This is a genomic window from Streptomyces sp. NPDC044033, from assembly GCF_056434425.1.
Window position 1 is genome coordinate 187338 of the sequence record NZ_JBWKFF010000006.1, and the last position, 19890, is coordinate 207227.

Annotated in this window: 16 protein-coding genes and 1 riboswitch; of the genes, 5 read left to right on the forward strand and 11 right to left on the reverse strand. The window is 73.7% G+C overall.

Annotated features, from left to right (window positions below; all coding sequences use genetic code 11):
* Window positions 1-261: 261 nt before the first annotated feature.
* Window positions 262-1065: an inositol monophosphatase family protein gene (locus AC07AB_RS13850; RefSeq protein WP_478565089.1), complete on the reverse strand. Its 804-nt coding sequence runs from the start codon at window positions 1063-1065 to the stop codon at window positions 262-264.
* A gap of 66 nt (window positions 1066-1131) precedes the next feature.
* Window positions 1132-2247, reverse strand: a complete 1116-nt coding sequence (locus tag AC07AB_RS13855) for a ferrochelatase (RefSeq protein ID WP_478565092.1) — start codon at window positions 2245-2247, stop codon at window positions 1132-1134.
* Window positions 2248-2359: 112 nt separating this feature from the next.
* Here AC07AB_RS13855 and AC07AB_RS13860 point away from each other — a divergent pair, with 112 nt between their 5' ends.
* Window positions 2360-3592 (forward strand): MFS transporter, encoded by a 1233-nt coding sequence (locus AC07AB_RS13860; protein ID WP_478565095.1) that lies wholly within the window; start codon window positions 2360-2362, stop codon window positions 3590-3592.
* Complete coding sequence (locus AC07AB_RS13865; RefSeq protein WP_478565098.1) at window positions 3564-4871, forward strand: D-arabinono-1,4-lactone oxidase; 1308 nt, start codon at window positions 3564-3566, stop codon at window positions 4869-4871. Before AC07AB_RS13860 ends, AC07AB_RS13865 begins: the two co-directional genes overlap by 29 nt.
* On the opposite strand, the gene AC07AB_RS13870 is transcribed toward AC07AB_RS13865, so the two are convergent.
* On the reverse strand, window positions 4860-6005 hold the full coding sequence (locus AC07AB_RS13870; protein ID WP_478565101.1) for a hypothetical protein: 1146 nt from the start codon (window positions 6003-6005) through the stop codon (window positions 4860-4862). The genes AC07AB_RS13865 and AC07AB_RS13870 overlap by 12 nt on opposite strands.
* 462 nt (window positions 6006-6467) lie before the next feature.
* On the opposite strand from AC07AB_RS13870, the gene sepH reads away from it, so the two are divergent.
* The gene (gene sepH, locus AC07AB_RS13875; protein ID WP_478565104.1) at window positions 6468-7538 is read left to right on the forward strand and encodes a septation protein SepH; all 1071 of its coding nucleotides are present in this window, start codon (window positions 6468-6470) and stop codon (window positions 7536-7538) included.
* A gap of 422 nt (window positions 7539-7960) precedes the next feature.
* Here the strand turns inward: sepH and AC07AB_RS13880 are convergent, their stop codons facing one another.
* Window positions 7961-8797: a sulfurtransferase gene (locus AC07AB_RS13880; protein ID WP_478565107.1), complete on the reverse strand. Its 837-nt coding sequence runs from the start codon at window positions 8795-8797 to the stop codon at window positions 7961-7963.
* Window positions 8798-9071: 274 nt separating this feature from the next.
* On the opposite strand from AC07AB_RS13880, the gene AC07AB_RS13885 reads away from it, so the two are divergent.
* Complete coding sequence (locus tag AC07AB_RS13885; protein WP_478565110.1) at window positions 9072-9863, forward strand: VOC family protein; 792 nt, start codon at window positions 9072-9074, stop codon at window positions 9861-9863.
* A 174-nt stretch (window positions 9864-10037) separates the two neighbouring features.
* Here the strand turns inward: AC07AB_RS13885 and AC07AB_RS13890 are convergent, their stop codons facing one another.
* The 4 genes from AC07AB_RS13890 to AC07AB_RS13905 form a co-directional block, all read right to left on the reverse strand.
* The gene (locus tag AC07AB_RS13890) at window positions 10038-10697 is read right to left on the reverse strand and encodes a thymidine kinase (protein WP_478565113.1); all 660 of its coding nucleotides are present in this window, start codon (window positions 10695-10697) and stop codon (window positions 10038-10040) included.
* A 67-nt stretch (window positions 10698-10764) separates the two neighbouring features.
* Complete coding sequence (locus tag AC07AB_RS13895) at window positions 10765-11976, reverse strand: alkaline phosphatase family protein (RefSeq protein ID WP_478565116.1); 1212 nt, start codon at window positions 11974-11976, stop codon at window positions 10765-10767.
* Window positions 11976-12563: a DUF5998 family protein gene (locus tag AC07AB_RS13900; RefSeq protein WP_363131060.1), complete on the reverse strand. Its 588-nt coding sequence runs from the start codon at window positions 12561-12563 to the stop codon at window positions 11976-11978. Before AC07AB_RS13900 ends, AC07AB_RS13895 begins: the two co-directional genes overlap by 1 nt.
* A gap of 9 nt (window positions 12564-12572) precedes the next feature.
* Window positions 12573-15431 carry a bifunctional acetate--CoA ligase family protein/GNAT family N-acetyltransferase gene (locus AC07AB_RS13905; RefSeq protein ID WP_478565119.1) on the reverse strand — a complete coding sequence of 953 codons (2859 nt, stop codon included), beginning with the start codon at window positions 15429-15431 and terminating at the stop codon, window positions 12573-12575.
* Window positions 15432-15674: 243 nt separating this feature from the next.
* Between AC07AB_RS13905 and AC07AB_RS13910 the strand changes: the two genes are divergently transcribed.
* A complete protein-coding gene (locus AC07AB_RS13910; protein WP_478565122.1) occupies window positions 15675-15956 on the forward strand; it encodes an HPr family phosphocarrier protein in 282 nt (93 codons plus the stop codon).
* A gap of 340 nt (window positions 15957-16296) precedes the next feature.
* Here the strand turns inward: AC07AB_RS13910 and AC07AB_RS13915 are convergent, their stop codons facing one another.
* The 3 genes from AC07AB_RS13915 to AC07AB_RS13925 all read right to left on the reverse strand — a co-directional run bounded on the left by AC07AB_RS13915 (window position 16297) and on the right by AC07AB_RS13925 (window position 19871).
* A complete protein-coding gene (locus tag AC07AB_RS13915) occupies window positions 16297-17016 on the reverse strand; it encodes a GntR family transcriptional regulator (RefSeq protein ID WP_478565125.1) in 720 nt (239 codons plus the stop codon).
* Between the two features lie 223 nt (window positions 17017-17239).
* Window positions 17240-18046 (reverse strand): M23 family metallopeptidase, encoded by an 807-nt coding sequence (locus AC07AB_RS13920; RefSeq protein WP_478565128.1) that lies wholly within the window; start codon window positions 18044-18046, stop codon window positions 17240-17242.
* A gap of 13 nt (window positions 18047-18059) precedes the next feature.
* Window positions 18060-18214: riboswitch (cyclic di-AMP (ydaO/yuaA leader) on the reverse strand.
* Window positions 18215-18488: 274 nt separating this feature from the next.
* Window positions 18489-19871 carry a M16 family metallopeptidase gene (locus tag AC07AB_RS13925; protein WP_478565450.1) on the reverse strand — a complete coding sequence of 461 codons (1383 nt, stop codon included), beginning with the start codon at window positions 19869-19871 and terminating at the stop codon, window positions 18489-18491.
* Between the last annotated feature and the right edge of the window lie 19 nt (window positions 19872-19890).

Here is a 19890-nt window from a genome sequence, read left to right on the forward strand (position 1 = left end):
GGTCTGAGGCCGAGTGTCGGGGGGGGGGGGGTCGGAATGGCCGGACCGCCGGTGGCGGGCGCAGACCACCGGGCTCTCCGTCAGGTGTGCGGCGGGCCGTCCGCGGACGCCCCGCCGGTTTCCGTACGGACGCCCATACGGCCCCACGCCGCCCTGCCGCGCCCCGGTCCACCCGATGGGACCCCGGAGCCGCGGACGGCCCGCACGCCCCCGTACAGACCGCCCGGCAGTGCTCTCACGTCGGCGGCCAAGGCGCCTGCGTCAGTCGTGCCACGCGCCCAGGTTGTCCAGCAGCTCCTGGAGGGGCTCGAAGAGGCCGGGCGGGGCGGTGACGGCGAGCTCTCCGGAGAGGGGGTCGCCCGGGCGGCCGCCGGTGCGGGCGCCGGCCTCGCGGGCGATGAGGGCGCCGGCCGCGAAGTCCCAGGGGTTCAGGCCGCGCTCGTAATAGCCGTCGAGGCGGCCGCAGGCCACGTCGCACAGGTCGATGGCGGCCGAACCGGCGCGCCGTATGTCGCGGACGCGCGGCAGCAGGGCGCGGACCACCTCGGCCTGGGCCGCCCGCCGTTCGGTGAGATAGCCGAAGCCCGTGCCGATCAGGGCCTGCTCGAAGGCGGGGGCGGGGCGGCAGCTCACCCGCTCGCCGTCGGCGTACGCGCCCTCGCCGAGGACCGCGTGGTAGGTCTCGCGGCGCATCGGGGCCGCGACGACGCCGACCACCGCCTCGCCGTTCAGCTCGGCGGCGATGGAGACCGACCAGGAGGGCAGGCCGTACAGGTAGTTCACGGTCCCGTCGATCGGGTCGATGACCCAGCGCACACCGCTGCTGCCGGTGGTGCTGGCGCCCTCCTCGCCCAGCAGGCCGTCGTGCGGGCGCTCTTCGGTGAGGAAGGTGGTGATCAGCTTCTCGGCGGCGATGTCCATCTCGGTGACGACGTCGATGGGGCTGGTCTTGGTGGCGGCCACGCCGAGGTCGGCGGGGCGGCCGTCGCGCAGCAGCTCGCCGGCCCGGCGGGCCGCTTCGAGCGCGACGGCGAGGAGCTCGTCCTTGAGGGGGCGGTCGGTCACGGCACTCCTAGATCGTGTGGTGCGGCGGGGTCCGCCGGCGTCGTACGGGCACGCCGCTCGCGCCGGTCACTCGGCGCCCGCGGCGGCCGGGCGCGGGGTCCGCGCGGGGCAGCAGCCCACCGGGCAGACGTCGTGGCCGGGGCCGAGCGCGCCCAGCGCGCAGCGCTCCGGCGCGGCCCCGCGCTCGGTCGCCGCCCGCTCCAGGACCAGGTCCCGCACGGCCGCGGCGAACCGCGGGTCCGAGCCGACCGTCGCGGCGCGGGTGACGGGCATCCCCAGCTCCTGGGCCTTCGCGGCGGCCTCGGTGTCGAGGTCGTACTTGACCTCCATGTGGTCCGAGACGAAGCCGATGGGGACCATCACGGCGGCCGGTACGCCCTCGGTGTGCAGGGACTCCAGGTGGTCGCAGATGTCGGGTTCCAGCCAGGGGATGTGCGGGGCGCCGCTGCGGGACTGGTAGACGAGCTCCCAGGGGTGCTCGGCGCCGGTCTCCGCGCGGACCGCGTCGGCGATGACACGGGCGACGTCGAGGTGCTCGGCGACATAGGCGCCGCCGTCGCCGTGGCCGGGCACGGGGCCGGAGGTGTCGGCGGCGGCGGTCGGGATGGAGTGCGTGGTGAAGGCCAGGTGCGCCCCGGCCCGCAGGCCCTCGGGGAGCTCGGCGAGGGCGGCCAGGGTCGCGTCCACCATGGGCCGCACGAAGCCGGGGTGGTTGAAGTAGTGCCGCAGCTTGTCCACGCGCGGGGGCTCGATGCCCTCGGCCGCCAGCGCGGCGAGCGCGTCGGCGAGGTTCTCGCGGTACTGGCGGCAGCCGGAGTACGAGGCGTACGCGCTGGTGGCCAGGGTGAGGACGCGGCGGTGGCCGTCGGCCGCCAGCTGCCGCAGCGTGTCGGTCAGATACGGCGCCCAGTTGCGGTTGCCCCAGTAGACGGGGAGGTCCAGACCGTGCTCCGCGAAGTCCTTGCGGAGCGCCTGGAGCAGCTCGCGGTTCTGGGCGTTGATCGGGCTGACCCCGCCGAAGAGGAAGTAGTGCTGCCCGACCTCTTCGAGCCGCTCGCGGGGGATGCCCCGGCCGCGTGTGACGTTCTCCAGGAACGGCACGACGTCGTCCGGGCCTTCCGGTCCGCCGAAGGAGAGCAGGAGGAGGGCGTCATACGGGGCGGGGGCTGGCTGATCCGACATACGTCCGATCCTGCCACCCCCCACTGACAGGCGGAAAATACCGGTGCGGCAGATGGCGGCCGCCCGTAACCTGTATCGGCCACGAACATCCCTTACCGGTGGAGCCCGCCCCTTGCCCAGTCCCTATCGCGCGATCTTCGCCGCCCCTGGCGCGAAAGGTTTCTCGACCGCCGGTTTCTTCGGCCGGATGACGCTGTCGATGATGAGCATCGGCATCGTCACGATGGTCTCCCAGCTCACCGGCCGGTACGGGCTCGCCGGCGCGCTCTCCGCGACCGTCGCGGTCGCCGACGCGGTGGCCGGACCGCAGATTTCCCGGCTCGTGGACCGGCACGGGCAGCGCCGGGTGCTGCGCCCGGCGACGCTGATCACGACGGCGGCCCTCACGGGGCTGCTGGTGAGCGTGCAGCAGCGGTGGCCGGACTGGACGCTGTTCGTCTTCTCGGCGGGCGTCGGCTGCGTGCCGAGCGTCGGCTCGATGGTCCGGGCCCGCTGGGCGGCGATATACGGGGACTCGCCGCGCATGCTGCACACCGCCTACAGCGCCGAGTCCGTGGTGGACGAGGTGTGTTTCATCTTCGGGCCGATCATCTCCATCGGCCTGTCCACCGCCTGGTTCCCGGAGGCGGGGCCGCTTCTGGCGGGCTGCTTCCTGGTCGTCGGCGTCTTCGCGCTGACCGCGCAGCGCTCCACGGAGCCCGTACCGCACCCGCGAGGGGAGCACCCCAGCCGCTCAGCGCTGCGCTCCCCGGGGCTCCAGGTGCTGGTGGCGACGTTCGTCGCGACGGGGACGATCTTCGGGGCGCTCGACGTGGTGACGGTGGCGTTCGCCGAGGAGCAGGGCCACAAGGCCGCCGCCAGCCTGGTGCTGGCCGTGTGCGCGCTGGGTTCCTGCCTGGCCGGCGCGGTCTTCGGGCTGCTGCACCTCAAGAGCGAGCCGTCCCGCCGGTGGCTGCTGGGCGTCTGTGCGATGGCCGTGAGTATGATCCCCCTCCAACTGGTCGGGAACCTGCCGTTCTTGGCCGTGGCGCTCTTTGTCGCGGGCCTGTCCATCGCGCCGACGATGGTGACCACCATGGCCCTCGTCGAGCAGCACGTATCGCGCGCGCAGCTGACCGAGGGCATGACCTGGACGAGCACCGGGCTCGCGGTCGGGTTCGCGCTCGGCTCGTCGGCCGCCGGCTGGGTGGTGGACGCGTCCGGGGCCGAAGCGGGGTACGCGGTGCCCGGCGTGGCGGGGGTACTCGCGGCCGCGGTCGCGTTCCTCGGGTACCGCCGGCTGCGGCCGGCGCCGCATCGGGAGGGGTCTGGCGCACATGACCGAAACGAGCAGCGCGTGGCGTAACTGGGCGGGGAACGTCGTGGTCCGGCCCGCGCGGACCGTGGCGCCCGCCGACGCCGAGGAGTTGGCGGCGGCGGTCCGCGGGGCGGCGGAGGACGGCCTGCGGGTGAAGGCGGTGGGCACGGGCCACTCCTTCACGGCCGCCGCGGCCACCGACGGACTCCTCATACGGCCCGAACGGCTCACCGGGGTCCGGGAGATCGACCGTACGGCCGGGACCGTGACGGTCGCGGCGGGCACCTCCCTCAAGCGCCTGAACGAGACGCTCTGCGCGCACGGGCTGTCGCTGACCAACATGGGCGACGTCATGGAGCAGACGGTCTCCGGCGCGACCAGCACCGGCACGCACGGCACCGGTCGCGACTCGGCCTCGATCGCCGCCCAGATCAAGGGCCTTGAGCTGGTGACGGCGGACGGCTCGGTGCTGGTGTGCTCCGAGAAGGAGAACCCGGAGGTGTTCGCGGCGGCCCGGCTCGGTCTCGGCGCGCTCGGGGTGATCACGGCGATCACCTTCGCCGTGGAACCGGAGTTCTGGCTCACGGCCCGCGAGGAGCCGATGTCCTTCGACCGGGTCACGGCCGAGTTCGAGCAGCACGTGGCCGAGAACGAGCACTTCGAGTTCTACTGGTTTCCGCACACCGGAAGTTGCAACACCAAGCGCAACAACCGCAGTCCGGGACCGGCCGCGCCGCCCTCGCCGCTGAGCGCGTGGATCGAGGACGAGTTCATGTCCAACGGGCTCTTCCAGGCCGTCTGTGCGCTGGGCCGGGCGGTGCCCGCGACCGTACCGGCCATCGCCAAGATCTCCAGCCGCGCGCTCTCGGCCCGTACCTACACCGACATCCCGTACAAGGTCTTCACCAGCCCCCGCCGGGTCCGCTTCCTGGAGATGGAGTACGCCCTGCCGCGCGAGGGGGCCGTGGCGGCGCTGCGTGAGCTGAAGGCGATGGTCGAGCGCTCGGGCCTGCGGATCAGCTTTCCGGTGGAGGTGCGGACCGCCCCCGCCGACGACATCCCGCTGTCCACGGCCGCCGGTCGCGATACGGCCTACATCGCGGTGCACCTGTACCGGGGCACCCCGCACCACGCCTACTTCTCCGCGGCCGAGCAGATCATGACGGCGCACGGCGGGCGGCCGCACTGGGGGAAGCTGCACAGCCGCGACGCCGCGTACCTGGCCGGGGTCTATCCGCGCTTCGCCGAGTTCACGGCGCTGCGGGACCGGCTGGACCCGCGGCGCCTGTTCGGCAATGACTATCTGCGGCGCGTGCTAGGAGCCTGAACCGGCGTCCTGGCCGCCGGCCGCCGCGGCGTCGTTCTTCGGCGCCCCGTCGCCGGGCTGCTGGTTCCCGTCGCCGGGCTTGCCGTCGTTCTGGCCCCCGTCGCCCTTGCCCTTGTCCTTGTCCTGGCCGGTGCCCGTGCCGCCGTCCGCGCCGCCCTGGTCCGTGCCGCCCTGCGACTGGGAGGGGGTGGGGGTCGGCTTCGAGGTGGGCGTCGAGTCACCGCCGGCGGGGTTCGAGGGCGTCGTGTCCGGCGTCGGCTTGTCCGCACCGCCCGGCTGGTCGGTGTCCGGGGAGTGCGACGAGCCGTTGCCGGAGGTGCCGCCCTCGGAGGGCCCGCCGGTGCCCGGGGTGCCGGTGGGCGTCGACGGGGTGTGCTTCCCGGAGCTGCCGGAGCGGAAGAGCTGCTGGACGGTGGTGCCGCTCTTGCCGTCCGGCGTGGAGCCCGTGGCCAGTTCGACGACGGTGACGGTGACCATCGCGAGCACGAAGATCACGACCGCGTGGAGCAGCGGGCTCTTCCAGCGCCGCAGCCGGGTGCCGTGCGTGGTGGCCGCGGTGAACTCCTCCGGCTCGGACGCGGACCCGGGCCGCGGCCCCCGGCCCTCGGCCTGCCGCAGCAGCCGGGTGGGGTCCTCGGCCCGCGGCAGCATCTGCGTCGCCTCGATACGCGGCAGCATCTGGGTGGCCTCGGCCCGCTTGAGCAACTGCGTACGGTCCGGGTCGGCGTCACCGGCGCCGTCCTCGCCCCGGGCCTTGCCCTTGCCCTCGCCCTTGCCCTCGTCCTTGCCGACCGACGGGAGCATGGTCGTCGCCTGCTCGTCGTCCGCCGGGCCGCTGTGCCGGCGGTCACCGTCCGTGTCCATGACCGGGACTTGGCGCGCCTTCGGCTTCGCCAGAACGGTCACATCACGGATCTGTTCACCCGTTCGCCGGAAGAGATGCTGAAAAATCGTGCCGCCCGTGGTGGCCACCACGCTCACCACGCCCGCACCGATGATCGTTCCGTAGACACCGAGCTTGCCCGCGAGGAGCGCCGCGATCACGGCGGCCAGGCCACTGCCGGCCACCTGGGCGACGCTGAGATCCAGTCGCTTGCCTTGCGGTTTTTCCTCGCTTTCGTCCTTTACTCGCATCTCCAGCCTCTACTTGCCCATTCGCTCCACCCTGCACAGAGAAGAGACTTATGGCCGATGCGATCAGTTCCGATTTAGGCGATTGTGTGAACCTCGCCACTCACACCACCCCCAGGGGTGAATGGGCGCGCGATCAACTCCCTTGCCCCGCGAGAGGTTCCATGGCGCGCCGATCCACCCAGGTGGCCCGAATGGAGTACTGTGGCGAGCCCTGGCCCGGTACCCCGTCCGGCTGCCCGGACTCACGGAAGAGGGCCCCGGAGGGCGCTCCTCCAAGAGGACGCCATTCGGTACGGGTAGCGGCTGTACAGGGCAAATGGCACGATCACCGAGAGTGGCAAACCGGTAACCGTGCCATGGTGGCGCATCGGGTCCCCGACCCGACACGCCGGTCAACTCGGCAATGTTGTGGCAGGCTGCACCCGGGCAGGCCACACTCGACTAGCGGAAGCAGCGACGCACGTGACGTCGGCAGGCACCACCCGGGAGGTCCCCATGCCCGAACTGCGTGTCGTGGCCGTCTCAAACGACGGCACACGGCTGGTGCTCAAGGCTGCGGACAGCACGGAGTACACGCTTCCGATCGATGAGCGGCTGCGCGCCGCCGTGCGCAATGACCGCGCCCGCCTCGGCCAGATCGAGATCGAGGTGGAGAGCCACCTCCGCCCGCGTGACATCCAGGCCCGTATAAGGGCCGGAGCCTCCGCCGAGGAAGTCGCGCAGATGGCGGGCATCCCCGTCGACCGCGTCCGCCGCTTCGAGGGCCCCGTGCTCGCGGAGCGCGCCTTCATGGCCGAGCGGGCCCGCAAGACTCCCGTACGGCGCCCCGGCGAGAACACCGGTCCGCAGCTCGGCGAGGCCGTGGCGGAGCGGATGCTGCTGCGCGGCGCCGAGAAGGACACCGCCCAGTGGGACTCCTGGCGACGCGATGACGGCACCTGGGAAGTCCTCCTCGTCTACCGGGTCGCGGGCGAGATGCGCTCGGCGAGCTGGGCGTACGACCCGCCCCGGCGGATCGTTCAGGCCATGGACGACGAGGCCCGGGTCCTGATCGGCGAGAGCGACGACACGCCCGAGCCGAGTTTTCCCTTCGTGCCGCGTATCGCCCGGCTGCCGCGGGACCGGCCGCTCGACCGCGCGCTGGACCGGCAGTCGCCGACGCCCGCCGCGGAGACCGAGCCGGAGCCGCCCGCCGAGGACGCGCCGAGAGAGCGCGACTCCCTGACCAGCCTGCTGGAGGCCGTGCCCAGCTTCCGGGGCGACATGATCGTGCCCGAGCAGCCCACCGGTGACGTACCGGAAGAGCCGGACGAGGAGGAGCCGGAGGCGGTCGAACCGCCCGCCCCGGCGGCCAGCGCCGGATCGGCCTACGCGGACGTGCTGATGCCGCGGTCGGTGGGGGGCCACCGGGACCGGCTCACGGGCACTACGGACCGGCAGGCCGAGGCCGACGGCGTACGGCCGGGGCGGCGCGCCGCCGTCCCGAGCTGGGACGAGATCGTCTTCGGCACCCGCCGAAAAAAGCAGGAGTAACAGGCCACCGCCCCTTGGTTTGCCGAGTGCGGAATCGTTGTTCCTGCGCAGGTGCCGAATCGTTGCGCCTGTGACCGTCCGGCCCACCCGCCCGGTGGCGCCGGGCGGCCTCAGGCCCCGGGTGAGGGGCGGGTGGGGCGTACGTGGCGCGACTCGGAACGGCCGGGTCAGCGGGTGCGGTGGCTTGCGCGCTCGGGGTGGAGCGGGCCGGCTCCGGAGCCCGCGCCCCCGGACCGAGAATTCGTACGGGCCGAGTGCGACGGCGGCGGATCGGCCCCCGGGCCGGCCGAGCGCCATCAGCTCCGCCCGGGACCCGGGCCGGCCGAGCGCCGTCGACTCGGCCCGCAGCCCGTAGCCCCGGATTCGGAGCCCGTACGAGCCGCGCGCGGCGGCAGCCCGGTCCCCGGCCGGTCCAGGCGCGATCAGCCCGGCTCGGGCCCCGTGGCCACCGGGCGGGCGGCGTCCGCGGACCATTCGCTCCAGGAACCGACGTACAGCGCCGCCGGAACCCCGGCCACCGCCAGGGCCAGCACCTCATGAGCGCCCGACACGCCCGAGCCGCAGTAGACGCCGACCTCGGTCTCGCCGTTCGCGCCCAAGGAAGCGAAGCGGGCCGCGAGTCCGGGGGCCGGACGGAAGCGGCCGTCTTCCGCCACGTTCTCCGCTGTCGGCGCGGACACCGCGCCGGGGATGTGGCCGCCGATCCGGTCGATCGGTTCCACCTCGCCCCGGTAGCGCTCCCCCGCCCGCGCGTCGAGCAGGACGCCTCGGCGGGCCAGCGCCGCCGCGTCGTCGGCCGCCAGCAGCCCCGCCGCCCCCGGTTCCGGCTCGAAGTCGCCCGTCTCGGGGTCCGGGGCCTCGGTGGTGAGGGCTCCGCCGGAGGCCTTCCACGCCGCCAGGCCCCCGTCCAGGACGCGTACGTCCGTATGCCCCGTCCAGCGCAGCAGCCACCAGCCGCGGGCCGCCGCCCATCCCTGGCCGCCGTCGTATACGACCACTCCCCGGTCGGCGCCGACCCCGGCGCGGCGCATCGCCGCGCCGAAGGCCGCGACGTCCGGCAGCGGGTGGCGGCCCCGCTCCCCCGCCGAGCTCGCCAGTTCGCTGTCGAGGTCGACGTAGACGGCGCCGGGAATGTGCCCGGCCTCGTACTCCGGGCGGCCGGGCGGGCCGCCGAGCTGCCAGCGGATGTCCAGGAGAACCGGCGGCTGAGCCGCCGCCAACTCGCTCGCGAGTTCGGATGCGGTGATGATGGCATTCATAAGGCCCATCCTCGCTCAGTGACCGGTGCCCGCGTCCGGCGTTCCGGTCCCGCGGCGGCGATGGGCCGATACCGGACGGCAACGGCGCCGAAACGGATGCGACATGCCGATTCGGGCAGGCTCCGGGGGGAACCCGCCAAATCCGGCGCGGCCGGGGCGCACACCATGACAGGCGGTGCGAACATCTGGACTGGCCCCGTCCCCGCGCTGCCCCGTGCGCCGCAGACCGGCCCGGGCGGCACGGCCACCACGATGGTCCGAGGAGAGAGTGACGATGACCGAGGAAGCTACTCGGCGCACCCCTGGAACGCCATGCTGGACCAGCCTCATGGTGCACAGCCTGGCCGCGACCCAGGAGTTCTACAGCGGTCTGTTCGGCTGGACGTACCACTTGGGCCCGGGTCAGCTCGGGCCGTACGTACGCGCCGAGCTGGCCGGCCGGCCCGTGGCCGGGATCGGCGAACTGCCGCCCGACCGGCAGCTGCCGGTCTCATGGACGACGTATCTCGCGAGCGATGACGCCGACATCACGGCCGAGCGGATCCGGTGCTGCGGCGGCACGGTGGGCGTCGGTCCCGTCGAAGCGGAGGAGGAGGGCCGGCTGGTGATCGCCATGGACCCGTCCGGCGCGACGTTCGGCGTCTGGGAAGGGCGCCGCCATCTCGGCGCGCAGGGCGCGGGCGTGCCCGGCACACCGGTCTGGCACGAGCTGCTGACCGGCGAGACCACGATGATCGCCAAGTTCTACGAGTCCGTCTTCGGCTATGAGACCGAGGCCGTGGTGGCGGCGGACTTCGACTATCTGACCCTGAACGTGAACGGTTCGCCGGCCGCCGCGATCCGTGGCGTCGGCAGCGCCCTGCCGCGCGACCAGGGGCCGCGGTGGATGACGTACTTCGAGGTGGCGGACGCGGACGCGGCGGCCGCCCGGGTCACCGAGCTGGGCGGCCAGGTGCTGACCCCGCCCCGGGACGCCCCGCCGGGCCGGCTGGCCACGGTCGCGGATCCGGAGGGAGCGGTCTTCACCGTGCTCCGCAGCAATACGCCGGTGCCGCAGGCCGGCTGAGCGGGGGCCGGGGCGGGAGGCCGTACGGGCAACGGGGGCTCACGCCCGTACGGGGCGGCGCGGGGTGTTGGGTCAGCGGCCGGATCACGCCCGTACAAGGGGCACCGGCTCGTGTCCGTACGAGGGCAGCGCGGGGCACTTCACGCCCGTACAAAGGCGGCGCGGAGCGCTGGGTCAGCGGCGCGCCTCGGCGTCCACCGGCAGGACGTCCGGGGAGAGCGCCCCCGCTCCGGCGGCCGCCGCCGTCATCCGGCGGATGTGGTGGCGGCGGCACAGCACCTCGTACCCCACGGTGTCCTGCGCCCCGTCGACGTCGCCGATGACGACCTGCGCGCCCTCGACGACCATCTGGCCGGCCACGGTACGGGCGTTGTGCGTGGCCCGTGCCCCGCACCAGCACAGCGCCTCCACCTGGAGCACCTCGATCCGGTCGGCGAGCTCGACGAGCCGCTGGGAGCCGGGGAAGAGCTTGGTGCGGAAATCCGTGGTGATGCCGAAGGCGAAGACGTCGAGCGCGAGGTCGTCGACGACGCGGGCCAGCTGGTCGATCTGCTCGGGGGCGAGGAACTGGGCCTCGTCGGCGATGACGTAGTCGGCCCGGCCGCCCGCGGAGAGGTGGGCGACGACGTAGCCGTAGAAGTCGAACCCGTCCGCGGCCTCGACGGCCTCGGTGACCAGGCCGAGCCGGGAGGAGAGCTTGCCCTCCCCCGCCCGGTCGTCGCGGGTGAAGATCATCCCTTGCAGGCCCCGGGCCGAGCGGTTGTGCTCGATCTGCAGAGCGAGTGTGCTTTTGCCGCAGTCCATCGTTCCGCTGAAGAACACCAGCTCGGGCATGAGGGGGCGAGGGCCTTTCGGTCGTACGGGGCGTGGGGGGATCCGGGGACGGGCGGGGAAGAGGGGCTCAGGTGCGTACTTCGAGGAGCGGTACGAGCTGTTCGACGGGGGTCATCGAGCCGTGCAGCCCGACCATCCCCGACTCGTTCGACTCGGTCCGCGAGGCCACGATGGCGATGTCGTCGCGGGCCGCGGCGACGACGTCGCCGATCCGTCCGCGCACCCGCTCGTCCACGCCGTCCCCGGGCCGCCCGAACCAGCCGGCCTCGATCGCCTCGTCGCGGCCCGCCACCCACATCTGTTCGCCGAGCACCTCGCGCCAGCACGCCAGCACGTCCCCCGCCGCGCCCGGTACCGCGTACACATGGCGGGAGCGGCCTTCGCCGCCGAGGAGCGAGACGCCCGCGCTCAGCTCCCAGTCCTCGTCGAAGTCGATGCGCGACTCGGGGTCGAAGGGGATGTCGATCATGCCGTGGTCGGCGGTGACGTACAGGACCGAGCGGGGCGGCAGCTGTTCGGCGAGGCGCTGGGCGAGCCGGTCGACGTACATCAGCTGGCCGCGCCACTCGTCCGAGTCGACACCGAAGCGGTGGCCGTTGCCGTCGACCTCGCTGTAGTAGGTGTAGACGAGCGAGCGGTCGGCGGCCCCCAGCCGGTCGGCGGCGAGGTCCATGCGGTCCTCGCCGAGCTGCCGGCCGTGGAAGGTGCCGCCGCTGAGCGCGATCTTGGTCAGCGGAGTGTGCTGGAAGTCGGGGGCGGACACCTGGCAGGTGTGCACGCCCGCGGCGTCGGCGAGCTGGAAGACGGTGGGGTACGGCTGCCACGCGTACGGGTCGGTCCAGGGGCGCCAGCGCAGCTGGTTCATCAACTGGCCGGCGGCCGGGTCGAGGACCGTATAGCCGGGGAGGCCGTGCGCGCCGGGCGGCAGTCCGGTGCCCACGGAGGCGAGGGAGGTCGCCGTGGTGGACGGGAAGCCCGCGGTCATCGGCTGCCCGGTGCCGTTCATGGAGCTGTCGAGCAGCGAGTGCAGGAACGGGGCCTCGGCGGGGTGGGCCTTCAGCAGCTCCCAGCCGAGGCCGTCGATCAGGAAGACGCAGGCGCGGTCGGCGGGTGCGAGCTGGAGCCCGGAGGCGAGGCCGGGTACCTCCAGGCCCGCCGCGACGGCGGGCAGGAGGTCGGACAGGGCCCCGGCGCCATAGCGCGGCAGGGGGGCGGTACGGGGGTCGAGCGGGTTCGGGTCCTGCCAGGAGGTGGCGGGGCCGGAGGCATAACCAGTCATCAGCGGCCGGTCGCCGCCGTCGCCTCGGACAGGGACTGCGCGAACGCGAGGGTCTGCCGCACGGTGTCGGGCCCGTCCCCCGCCTCGCTGACGCGCAGGCTCAGGTCGTCGGCGGTGGAGGAGCCGGTGTAGCCGTGGTCGGCCTCGCAGTTGGGGTCGCCGCAGGCGGCGGGCTCCAGGTCGAGGCGGGCCACCGCGCCCCAGCCGATGGTCAGCACGACCTCGCGGGGCAGGGTGCCGGGGGTGTACGACTCGGGGTTGGCGACCACGCGGCTGAGCACCACCGAGGAGATCCGGCCGAGCTTCACGGACTCGGTGGAGGTGGTGGCGTACGGCGACGGCGACGTGCCGTCGGCCGCCTGCTCGTCGGTGTGGCTCACGATGAAGCGGGTGTCGGTCAGCACGAGGACCGTGACATGCCGGCGGACCTCGTTGGAGTCGAAGGTCGTCTCCTGGTGAACCAGATAGGACACGACCGGCTCACCGCCCACGGCGGCCTCCACCGCCTCGGCCACCAGGGCCGGGTAGTAGCCGCTGCGCTCGATCGCCGCGCGCAGCCCTTGGGTCGTCGTACCGGTCTTCGCCATACGCCCATCCTACGGGGCGTATGGGTCTCGGTAAGCGGGCAGTCGGCGGGGGCCGAGGTCGGTGCGGACGGGCGGGGGCGCGAGGCGCAGGGTCGCGCCCAGAACCTGGAGGCCGTGCGGGGCGACGACCACGGGTTCGAGGTCGGCGGCGACGACCTCGGGGTGGTCGTCGACCAGGCGGGAGACGCGCAGCAGGAGTTCTTCGAGCGCTCTGGTGTCCACGGGGGCGGTACCGCGCCAGCCGAAGAGGAGCGGGGCGGTCCGGATGGATCGGATCAGCTCGGCGGCGTCCCGGTCGGTGGCGGGCACGAGCCGGTGCGCGGTGTCGCCGAGCAGCAGGGAGGGGGCGCCGGCCAGCCCGAAGGAGAGCACGGCGCCGACCGCGGGGTCGATGGTGGCCCGGACGACCGTGTCGACGCCGCGCGGGGCCATCGACTGCACGACGGGCCGCAGCTCCTCCGGCTTGCCGAGCAGCTCGGTCAGCTCGGCGTAGGCGCGGCGCAGTTCGCTCTCGCCGCCGAGGTCGAGGCGGACCCCGCCGAGGTCCGCGCGGTGGCGCAGATGGGGCGCGGTGGGCTTGAGGGCGACGGGGTAGCCGAGCCGCTCGGCTGCCCGTACGGCCTCGTCGGGGCCGGGTGCGGGGAGGGCGGGCAGCACGGCGATGCCGTACCGGGCCAGCAGGCGCTGGGTGTCCGCGGCGGACAGTTGCACGGAGCGGGGGCCGGCCGCGGCCGGGGCCGCACGGAGCGGGGCCCCGGCCTCCCCTCCCCCGCCGCCCGCGTGCGCGGGGCGCCCGTACGCGGCCTCGCCGTGCGCGGCGAGCAGCACGTCGATGTCGGCGGCGGCTCCGGCCTCGTCGATGTCCTCGTACTCCGGCACCCGCCCGGGGGCGGCCGCCCCCTTCCGCCACTGCGCGTACCGCGCGGCCTGGGCCAGCGCCCGGACGGCCCGCTCGGCGGCGGGGTAGGAGGGGATGCCGCCCGCGGCGCCCGGTGCGGCTTCCGGGCCCTCCCGCGGGGCGGCCAGCGCCTCGGCGAGGCCCGGTATTTCGAGATGGACGACGGCCACCGGCTTCGCCGCCGGCGCGGCGGCCACCGCTTCGCGCAGGGCTGCCGCGAGCTGCGCCGCGGAGGAGTCGCCGACCCGGGGGATGGCGGTGACGACGACGGCGTCGCAGAGGTCGTCGGCGAGGGCGTCGGCGAGCGCCGCGCGGAAGTCGGACGGCCCGGCGGCCGTGGTGAGGTCGCGCGGCGGCAGCGGGCGGAGCCGCTCGGTGAGGCAGGCGTCGTAGGTGAGGAGGGCGAGGGAGTCCGAATTGCCGAGGATGGCGACGCGCGGGCCGGCCGGCAGCGGCTGGGCCGCCAGCAGCAGCCCGGTGTCGGCGAGTTCGGTGACGGTGTCCACGCGGATGACTCCGGCCTGCCGGAACAGGTCGGAGACGGTGGCGTCGGGGATGCGGGTCGTGGGCACGGCGTGGCCGGTGGGGGCGGTGCCGCCGTGCCGGGCGCCCTTGACGACCACGACCGGCTTGACGGCGGCCGTGCGCTTGGCCAGGCGGGTGAATTTGCGCGGGTCCCCGATGGATTCGAGGTACATGACGACGACGGCGGTTGCCGGGTCGTCGTGCCAGTACTGGAGGAAGTCGTTGCCGGAGACGTCGGCGCGGTTGCCCGCGGAGACGAAGGTGGAGACCCCCGCGAGCGAGGCCGCGCGCCGGTGCAGTCCGGACAGCAGCGCGATGCCGATGGCGCCGGACTGGGAGAACAGCCCCACCTGTCCGGCGGCCGGCATCTCGGGCGACAGCGAGGCGTTGAGCCGGACGCCGGGGGCGGTGTTGATGAGGCCGAAGGCGTTGGGGCCGATGACGCGCATGCCGTACGAGCGGGCCTGGCGGACCAGCTCGCGCTGGCGGTCGCGGCCCTCGGGGCCGCTCTCGGCGTATCCGGCGGAGAGGACGACGAGGCCCTGCACGCCGTGTTCACCGCAGTCGGCGACGGCGGCGGGCACCTGTTCGGCGGGGACCGCCACGACCGCCAGGTCGACGGTCTCCTCGATGTCGCCGACCGAGCGGTAGGCGGGCACGCCCTCCGGCCGCAGCCGAGAGGGCCCCGCCGGGAAGGCCCGGTTGACCGCGTACGTACGGCCGGTGAAGCCGCCGTCCAGGACGTTGCGCAGGGCGGCGCGGCCCACGCCGCCGGGCTCCCGGCCGGTGCCGACGACGGCGACCGACCCGGGGGCGAGCAACCGCTGCACGGAGCGGGCCTCGGCGCGCTGCTCGCGGGCGCGCTGGACGGCGAGGGACTGGTCGGTGGGCTCCAGGTCGAATTCGAGGCGGACGACGCCGTCCTCGAAGGAGCGCTTCTGGGTGTACCCGGCGTCCGTGAAGACCTTGATCATTTTGGTGTTGGCGGGCAGCACCTCGGCGGCGAACCGGCGGATCGAGCGCTCGCGGGCGACGGCCGCGATGTGTTCGAGGAGGGCGGAGGCGACGCCGCGGCCCTGGTGCGCGTCCTGGACGAGAAAGGCCACCTCGGCCTCGTCGGCGGGGGCCGTGGCGGCCATGCCGTGCGCGTCGATGCGGTCGTAGCGGACGGTGGCGATGAACTCGTCCCCGACCGTGGCGGCCAGGCCGACCCGGTCGACGTAGTCGTGGTGGGTGAAGCGGTGGACGTCGCGGTCGGACAGGCGCGGATAGGGGGCGAAGAAGCGGTAGTACTTCGACTCGTCCGAGACCTGCTCGTAGAAGCTGACCAGGCGCTGGGCGTCGGCGGCGGTGATGGGCCGGATCTGCGCCGTGCCGCCGTCGCGCAGCACGACATCGGCCTCCCAGTGGGTCGGGTACGCGGCGTGCTCCGACGGCGTGTGCATGGAGCCAGCGTACGACCGGGCACTGACAGGACCTCCGCTCGCGTTCACCGGTGGGTCGGGGCAAGGTGGACGGAGAGCCGGGCGGGCGAGGGAGCACGGCAGGTGAAGGCGGGTGAAGGCGGGCAGGGCGGACCATGCAAGATGGAACAGGGGGCGGCACGGCGCCGGACGTCACCGCAGGAGCGACCGGGGCACCGTGAGAGACTGGTCTAGACAACCAATGACGACTTGAAGGGCAACACCATGGTTGAGCGCCGCGTCACCGTCGGCTGGGCCGAGGGGCTGCACGCCCGCCCCGCGTCGATCTTCGTCCGTGCCGCGACCGCCTCGGGCGTCCCCGTGACGATCGCCAAGGCCGACGGCAACCCGGTCAACGCCGCCTCCATGCTCGCGGTGCTGGGCCTGGGCGCCCAGGGCGGCGAGGAGATCGTTCTCGCCTCCGAGGCCGATGACGCCGAGGCCGCGCTCGACCGTCTGGCGAAGCTGGTCACCGAGGGGCTTGAGGAGCTCCCGGAGACCGTCTGATTCGGGTTCACCGGCGCGGCACGGCCGCGCGACGGGCCGCGGTGACCGATTACGGTCGCCGCGGCTCTTTGGCAGGCGGCGTTCCTGTGCGGGTCCGTTTGGGCAAGGCGGGTCCGTTTGGGCAGGCGGGTCCGTTTGCGCAAGGCGGGCCCCTGCGCACCGGGCCCTTCTGTACGGGCCTGTTCTGCACCGGGCCCTTCTGTACGGATCTGTTCTGCACCGGGCCCTTCTCTACCCAGCATTTCCGTACGGCCCCTTCTGCCGGCATTTCGCCGCGAAACCCGCCGGAACCGGCCCGGGCAGGCGTCGAGAATTCCGCCCGCCCCATACGCGTTCGCCGTCAGGAGCGGACGCTCTTTTCGTTTACGGAATGTTTCGAAGTCCTCACACCGTTCGTGTGCAGCGGGCGGCGCGCCCGGTATTCGGCCAGCACGCGCTCGGCGCGCGCGGCGGCGGCCGCCCGTGCCCGCTCCACGTCGCCCCGGGCAACGGCCTCCACGATCGCGCCGCGCACCTGCCACGCCTCCACGGCCCGCGCGGGCGACTCCGCCGCGTACACCCAGGCGATCTTGCGCCGCAGCTGGGTGAGGAGCGCGGTCAGGCTCGGGCTGCCGCAGGCCCCGGCAAGCGTCTGGTCGAACCATTCTCCCAGCGGCCGCAACTCGGCGGACTGCCCGCGCCGCGCCCTCTCCTGACCGAGCCGCACCAGCCCGCGCAACACCTTCAGATGGGCCTCGGAACGCCGTTGCGCGGCCCGCGCGGCGCCCAGCGGCTCCAGTAGGGCGCGCGCTTCGAGAAGGTCGGCGGCCTCCTCCTCGGTGGGCTGCGCGACACACGCCCCCGCGTGCCGGCGGGTGGTCACGAACCCCTCGGACTCCAGGGTGCGCAGCGCCTCGCGCACGGGCACCCTGGAGACGCCGTAGCGGCTCGCCAGCAGCCCCTCGATGAGGCGGCCGCCGGGCGGGTGGGCGCCGGAGACGATGTCGTCCCGGATCGCCGCGCAGACCGCGTGCGCGGAAATGCCGCGAGGGACGCGGACCGCTTCCGCGTCGCCCTTCACATACGGTCCCGCATTGGTGAACCTCCGCCTTAACCACCGCGAATTACGGCCGATTGACGCCTGTCCGGCGGACTCTATTGCAGGAACGGTCGGTTTCCGACGGCGCCGGTGTCCCGGGGCTATTTTCCGGCCAGCGGCACGCACGCCAAAGTGCCGAACCGCGCATGCCGAAGGCCCCGGCCGGGCGGGCCGGGGCCTTCGGTGCGCGAAGGGGTGCGCGAGGTCAGAGGCCGACGCCGTGCGCGCGCAGGTAGGCGACGGGGTCGATGTCCGAGCCGTACTCGGGGGACGTACGGGCCTCGAAGTGCAGGTGGGGGCCGGTGACGTTGCCGGTGGCGCCCGAGAGGGCTATCTGCTGGCCCGGGGTCACCGTCTGGCCGACGGAGACGCCGATGGAGGAGAGGTGGCCGTACTGCGTGTACGTGCCGTCGTTCATCTTGATGACGATGTTGTTGCCGTACGCGCCGCCCGGGCCGGCCTCGACCACGGTGCCACCGCCCACCGCGTGCACGGAGGTGCCCGTTCCGGCGTGGAAGTCGACGCCGGTGTGGCTGCCGGAGGACCACAGTCCGCTGGACGCCTTGTAGCCGGTGGAGACGTACGAGCCGTCGACCGGCAGGACGAAGGTGTTGAGGCGCTTGCGCTCCTCGTCACGGGCGGCCTTCGCCTTGGCGGCGCGCTCCGCGTCGGCCTTCCGCTTGGCCTCGTCCGCGCGCTTCTTGGCCTCGGCGGCCTTCGCCTTGGCGACGGCCGCGGCCTTGGCCTTGGCGGCCGCCTGTTCGGCGGCGTGCTGCTGGGCCTCGGCCTGGGCGCCGATGTTGTCGGCCATGTCGTTGCTCATGCCGACGACCTGGGTGAGGCCGGTGTCCTCGACCTTGGGGGTGTGGTCGCCGCCGGACGCGAGGGCCGGGGAGGCGAGGCCGGCGACGACGCCGGTCGCGGCCAGGGTCGCGACCCCCGCCGCGTTGGCTCCGACGCGCACGGCGCGGCTCGGACGACGGTGCTTCCCGGTGGCACGGGTGAACGCCATAGGTACGGCTGATCCTTTCCTTCCTTCTCGCCTACCGGGTTAGCTGACGGGTTCGGAGCAGGAAGGTCTCCTACGGATCCCTCCGGGAAGGGGCCCGATTCACCCCAGGGACGTGTGGGTCCCCGGCTCCCCTGGCTCACGCCATTGGGGACTCGGCGATGGTTGCCCGGGGCCGCGGATGCGACTCACATCTGACGGACAACCGCCCTGACGCTAAACGGGGCTTCTTTCAATCGGCAAACAGAACCGGGGTTTTGTGCCCTACGCCACACAGCAGACAGGCAACCTCTCCAATAATCCGGACAAACGGCGGGGCGTGAGGGTCTCGTAGACCCCTCACGCCCCGCTCGCCCCGTTATGGGCCCTCGCCGCCGACCGGCCGCACCGGTCAGCGGTCCTCCGCTCAGCCGGTCAGGCCGTCAGCGGGCCCCCGCTCAGCCGGTCAGCCGGTGACGACCGTCACCTCTCCGATGCCGAGCGCCTTGACCGGCCCCTGGATCTCCGCGGCGTCGCCGACGAGGACCGTGACGAGCCGGTCGGCCGGGAAGGCGCTGACGGCGGCCGCGGTGGCCTCCACCGTGCCGGTCTCCGCCAGGCGCGCGTACAGCTGGGCCTGGAAGTCGTCCGGGAGGTGCTGCTCGACCTGGTCGGCGAGCGTCCCCGCGACGGCCGCGGCCGTCTCGTACCTCAGCGGGGCGACTCCGACGAGGTTCTGCACGGCGACGTCGCGCTCGGCGTCGGTCAGCCCCCCCTCGGCCAGCGTCCGCAGCACGGTCCACAGGTCCGCGAGCGCCGGGCCGGTGGACTCGGTGTCCACCGAGCCGCTGATGGCCAGCAGCGAGGCGCCTGTGGACCCCTGGAGGGACGAGGGCTCCGAGGAGCGCAGCACCTGGGCGTAGGAGCGCACGCCGTAGGTGTAGCCCTTCTCCTCGCGCAGGACGCGGTCCAGGCGCGAGGTGAGGGTGCCGCCGAGGCAGTACGCGCCGAGGACCTGGGCGGGCCAGACGCGGTCGTGCCGGTCGGGGCCGACCCGGCCGAGGAGCAGCTGGGTCTGGACGGCGCCGGGGCGGTCCACGATGACCACCCGGCCGGTGTCGTCGGCGGTGATGGGCGTCACCGGGTACGGCTCGGCGGTGCCGCCGGTCCACGCGCCGAGCGTGTCGGCGAGGGCCTGGGCCAGCTCGACGCCGGTGAAGTCGCCGACGACCACGGCGGTCGCGGTGGCGGGCCGCACGTGGGCCTCGTAGAAGGCCCGTACGGCCGCGGCGTCGATGTTCCGGACGGTCTCCTCGGTGCCCTGGCGGGGCCGCGACATGCGGGCGCCCGCGGGGAAGAGCTGCTTGGAGAGCGCCATGGCGGCCCGGCGGGCCGGGTTGGCGAGCTCGTGCGGGATCTCGTCGAGGCGGTTGCCCACGAGCCGCTCGACCTCGCTGTCCGCGAAGGCCGGTGCGCGCAGGGCGTCGGCGAGCAGGGCGAGCGCCTTGGGCAGCCGGGAGGCCGGGACCTCCAGCGAGACGCGGATGCCCGGGTGGTCGGCGTGCGCGTCGAGGGTGGCGCCGCAGCGCTCCAGCTCGGCGGCGAAGTCCTCGGCGGAGTGCTTGTCGGTGCCCTCGGACAGGGCGCGCGCCATGATCGTGGCGACGCCGTCGAGCCCGGCCGGTTCGGCCTCCAGCGGCGCTTCGAGGTTGACCTCCACGGCGACGACCTGCTGGCCGGGGCGGTGGCAGTGCAGCAGGGTGAGGCCGTTGGGCAGCTGGTCGCGCTCGGGGGCCGGGAAGGCCCACGGAGTGGCGGTGCCGGGCTGCGGCTGCGGGTGGAACTGCATGGTGGTGGTGGCCACGGCG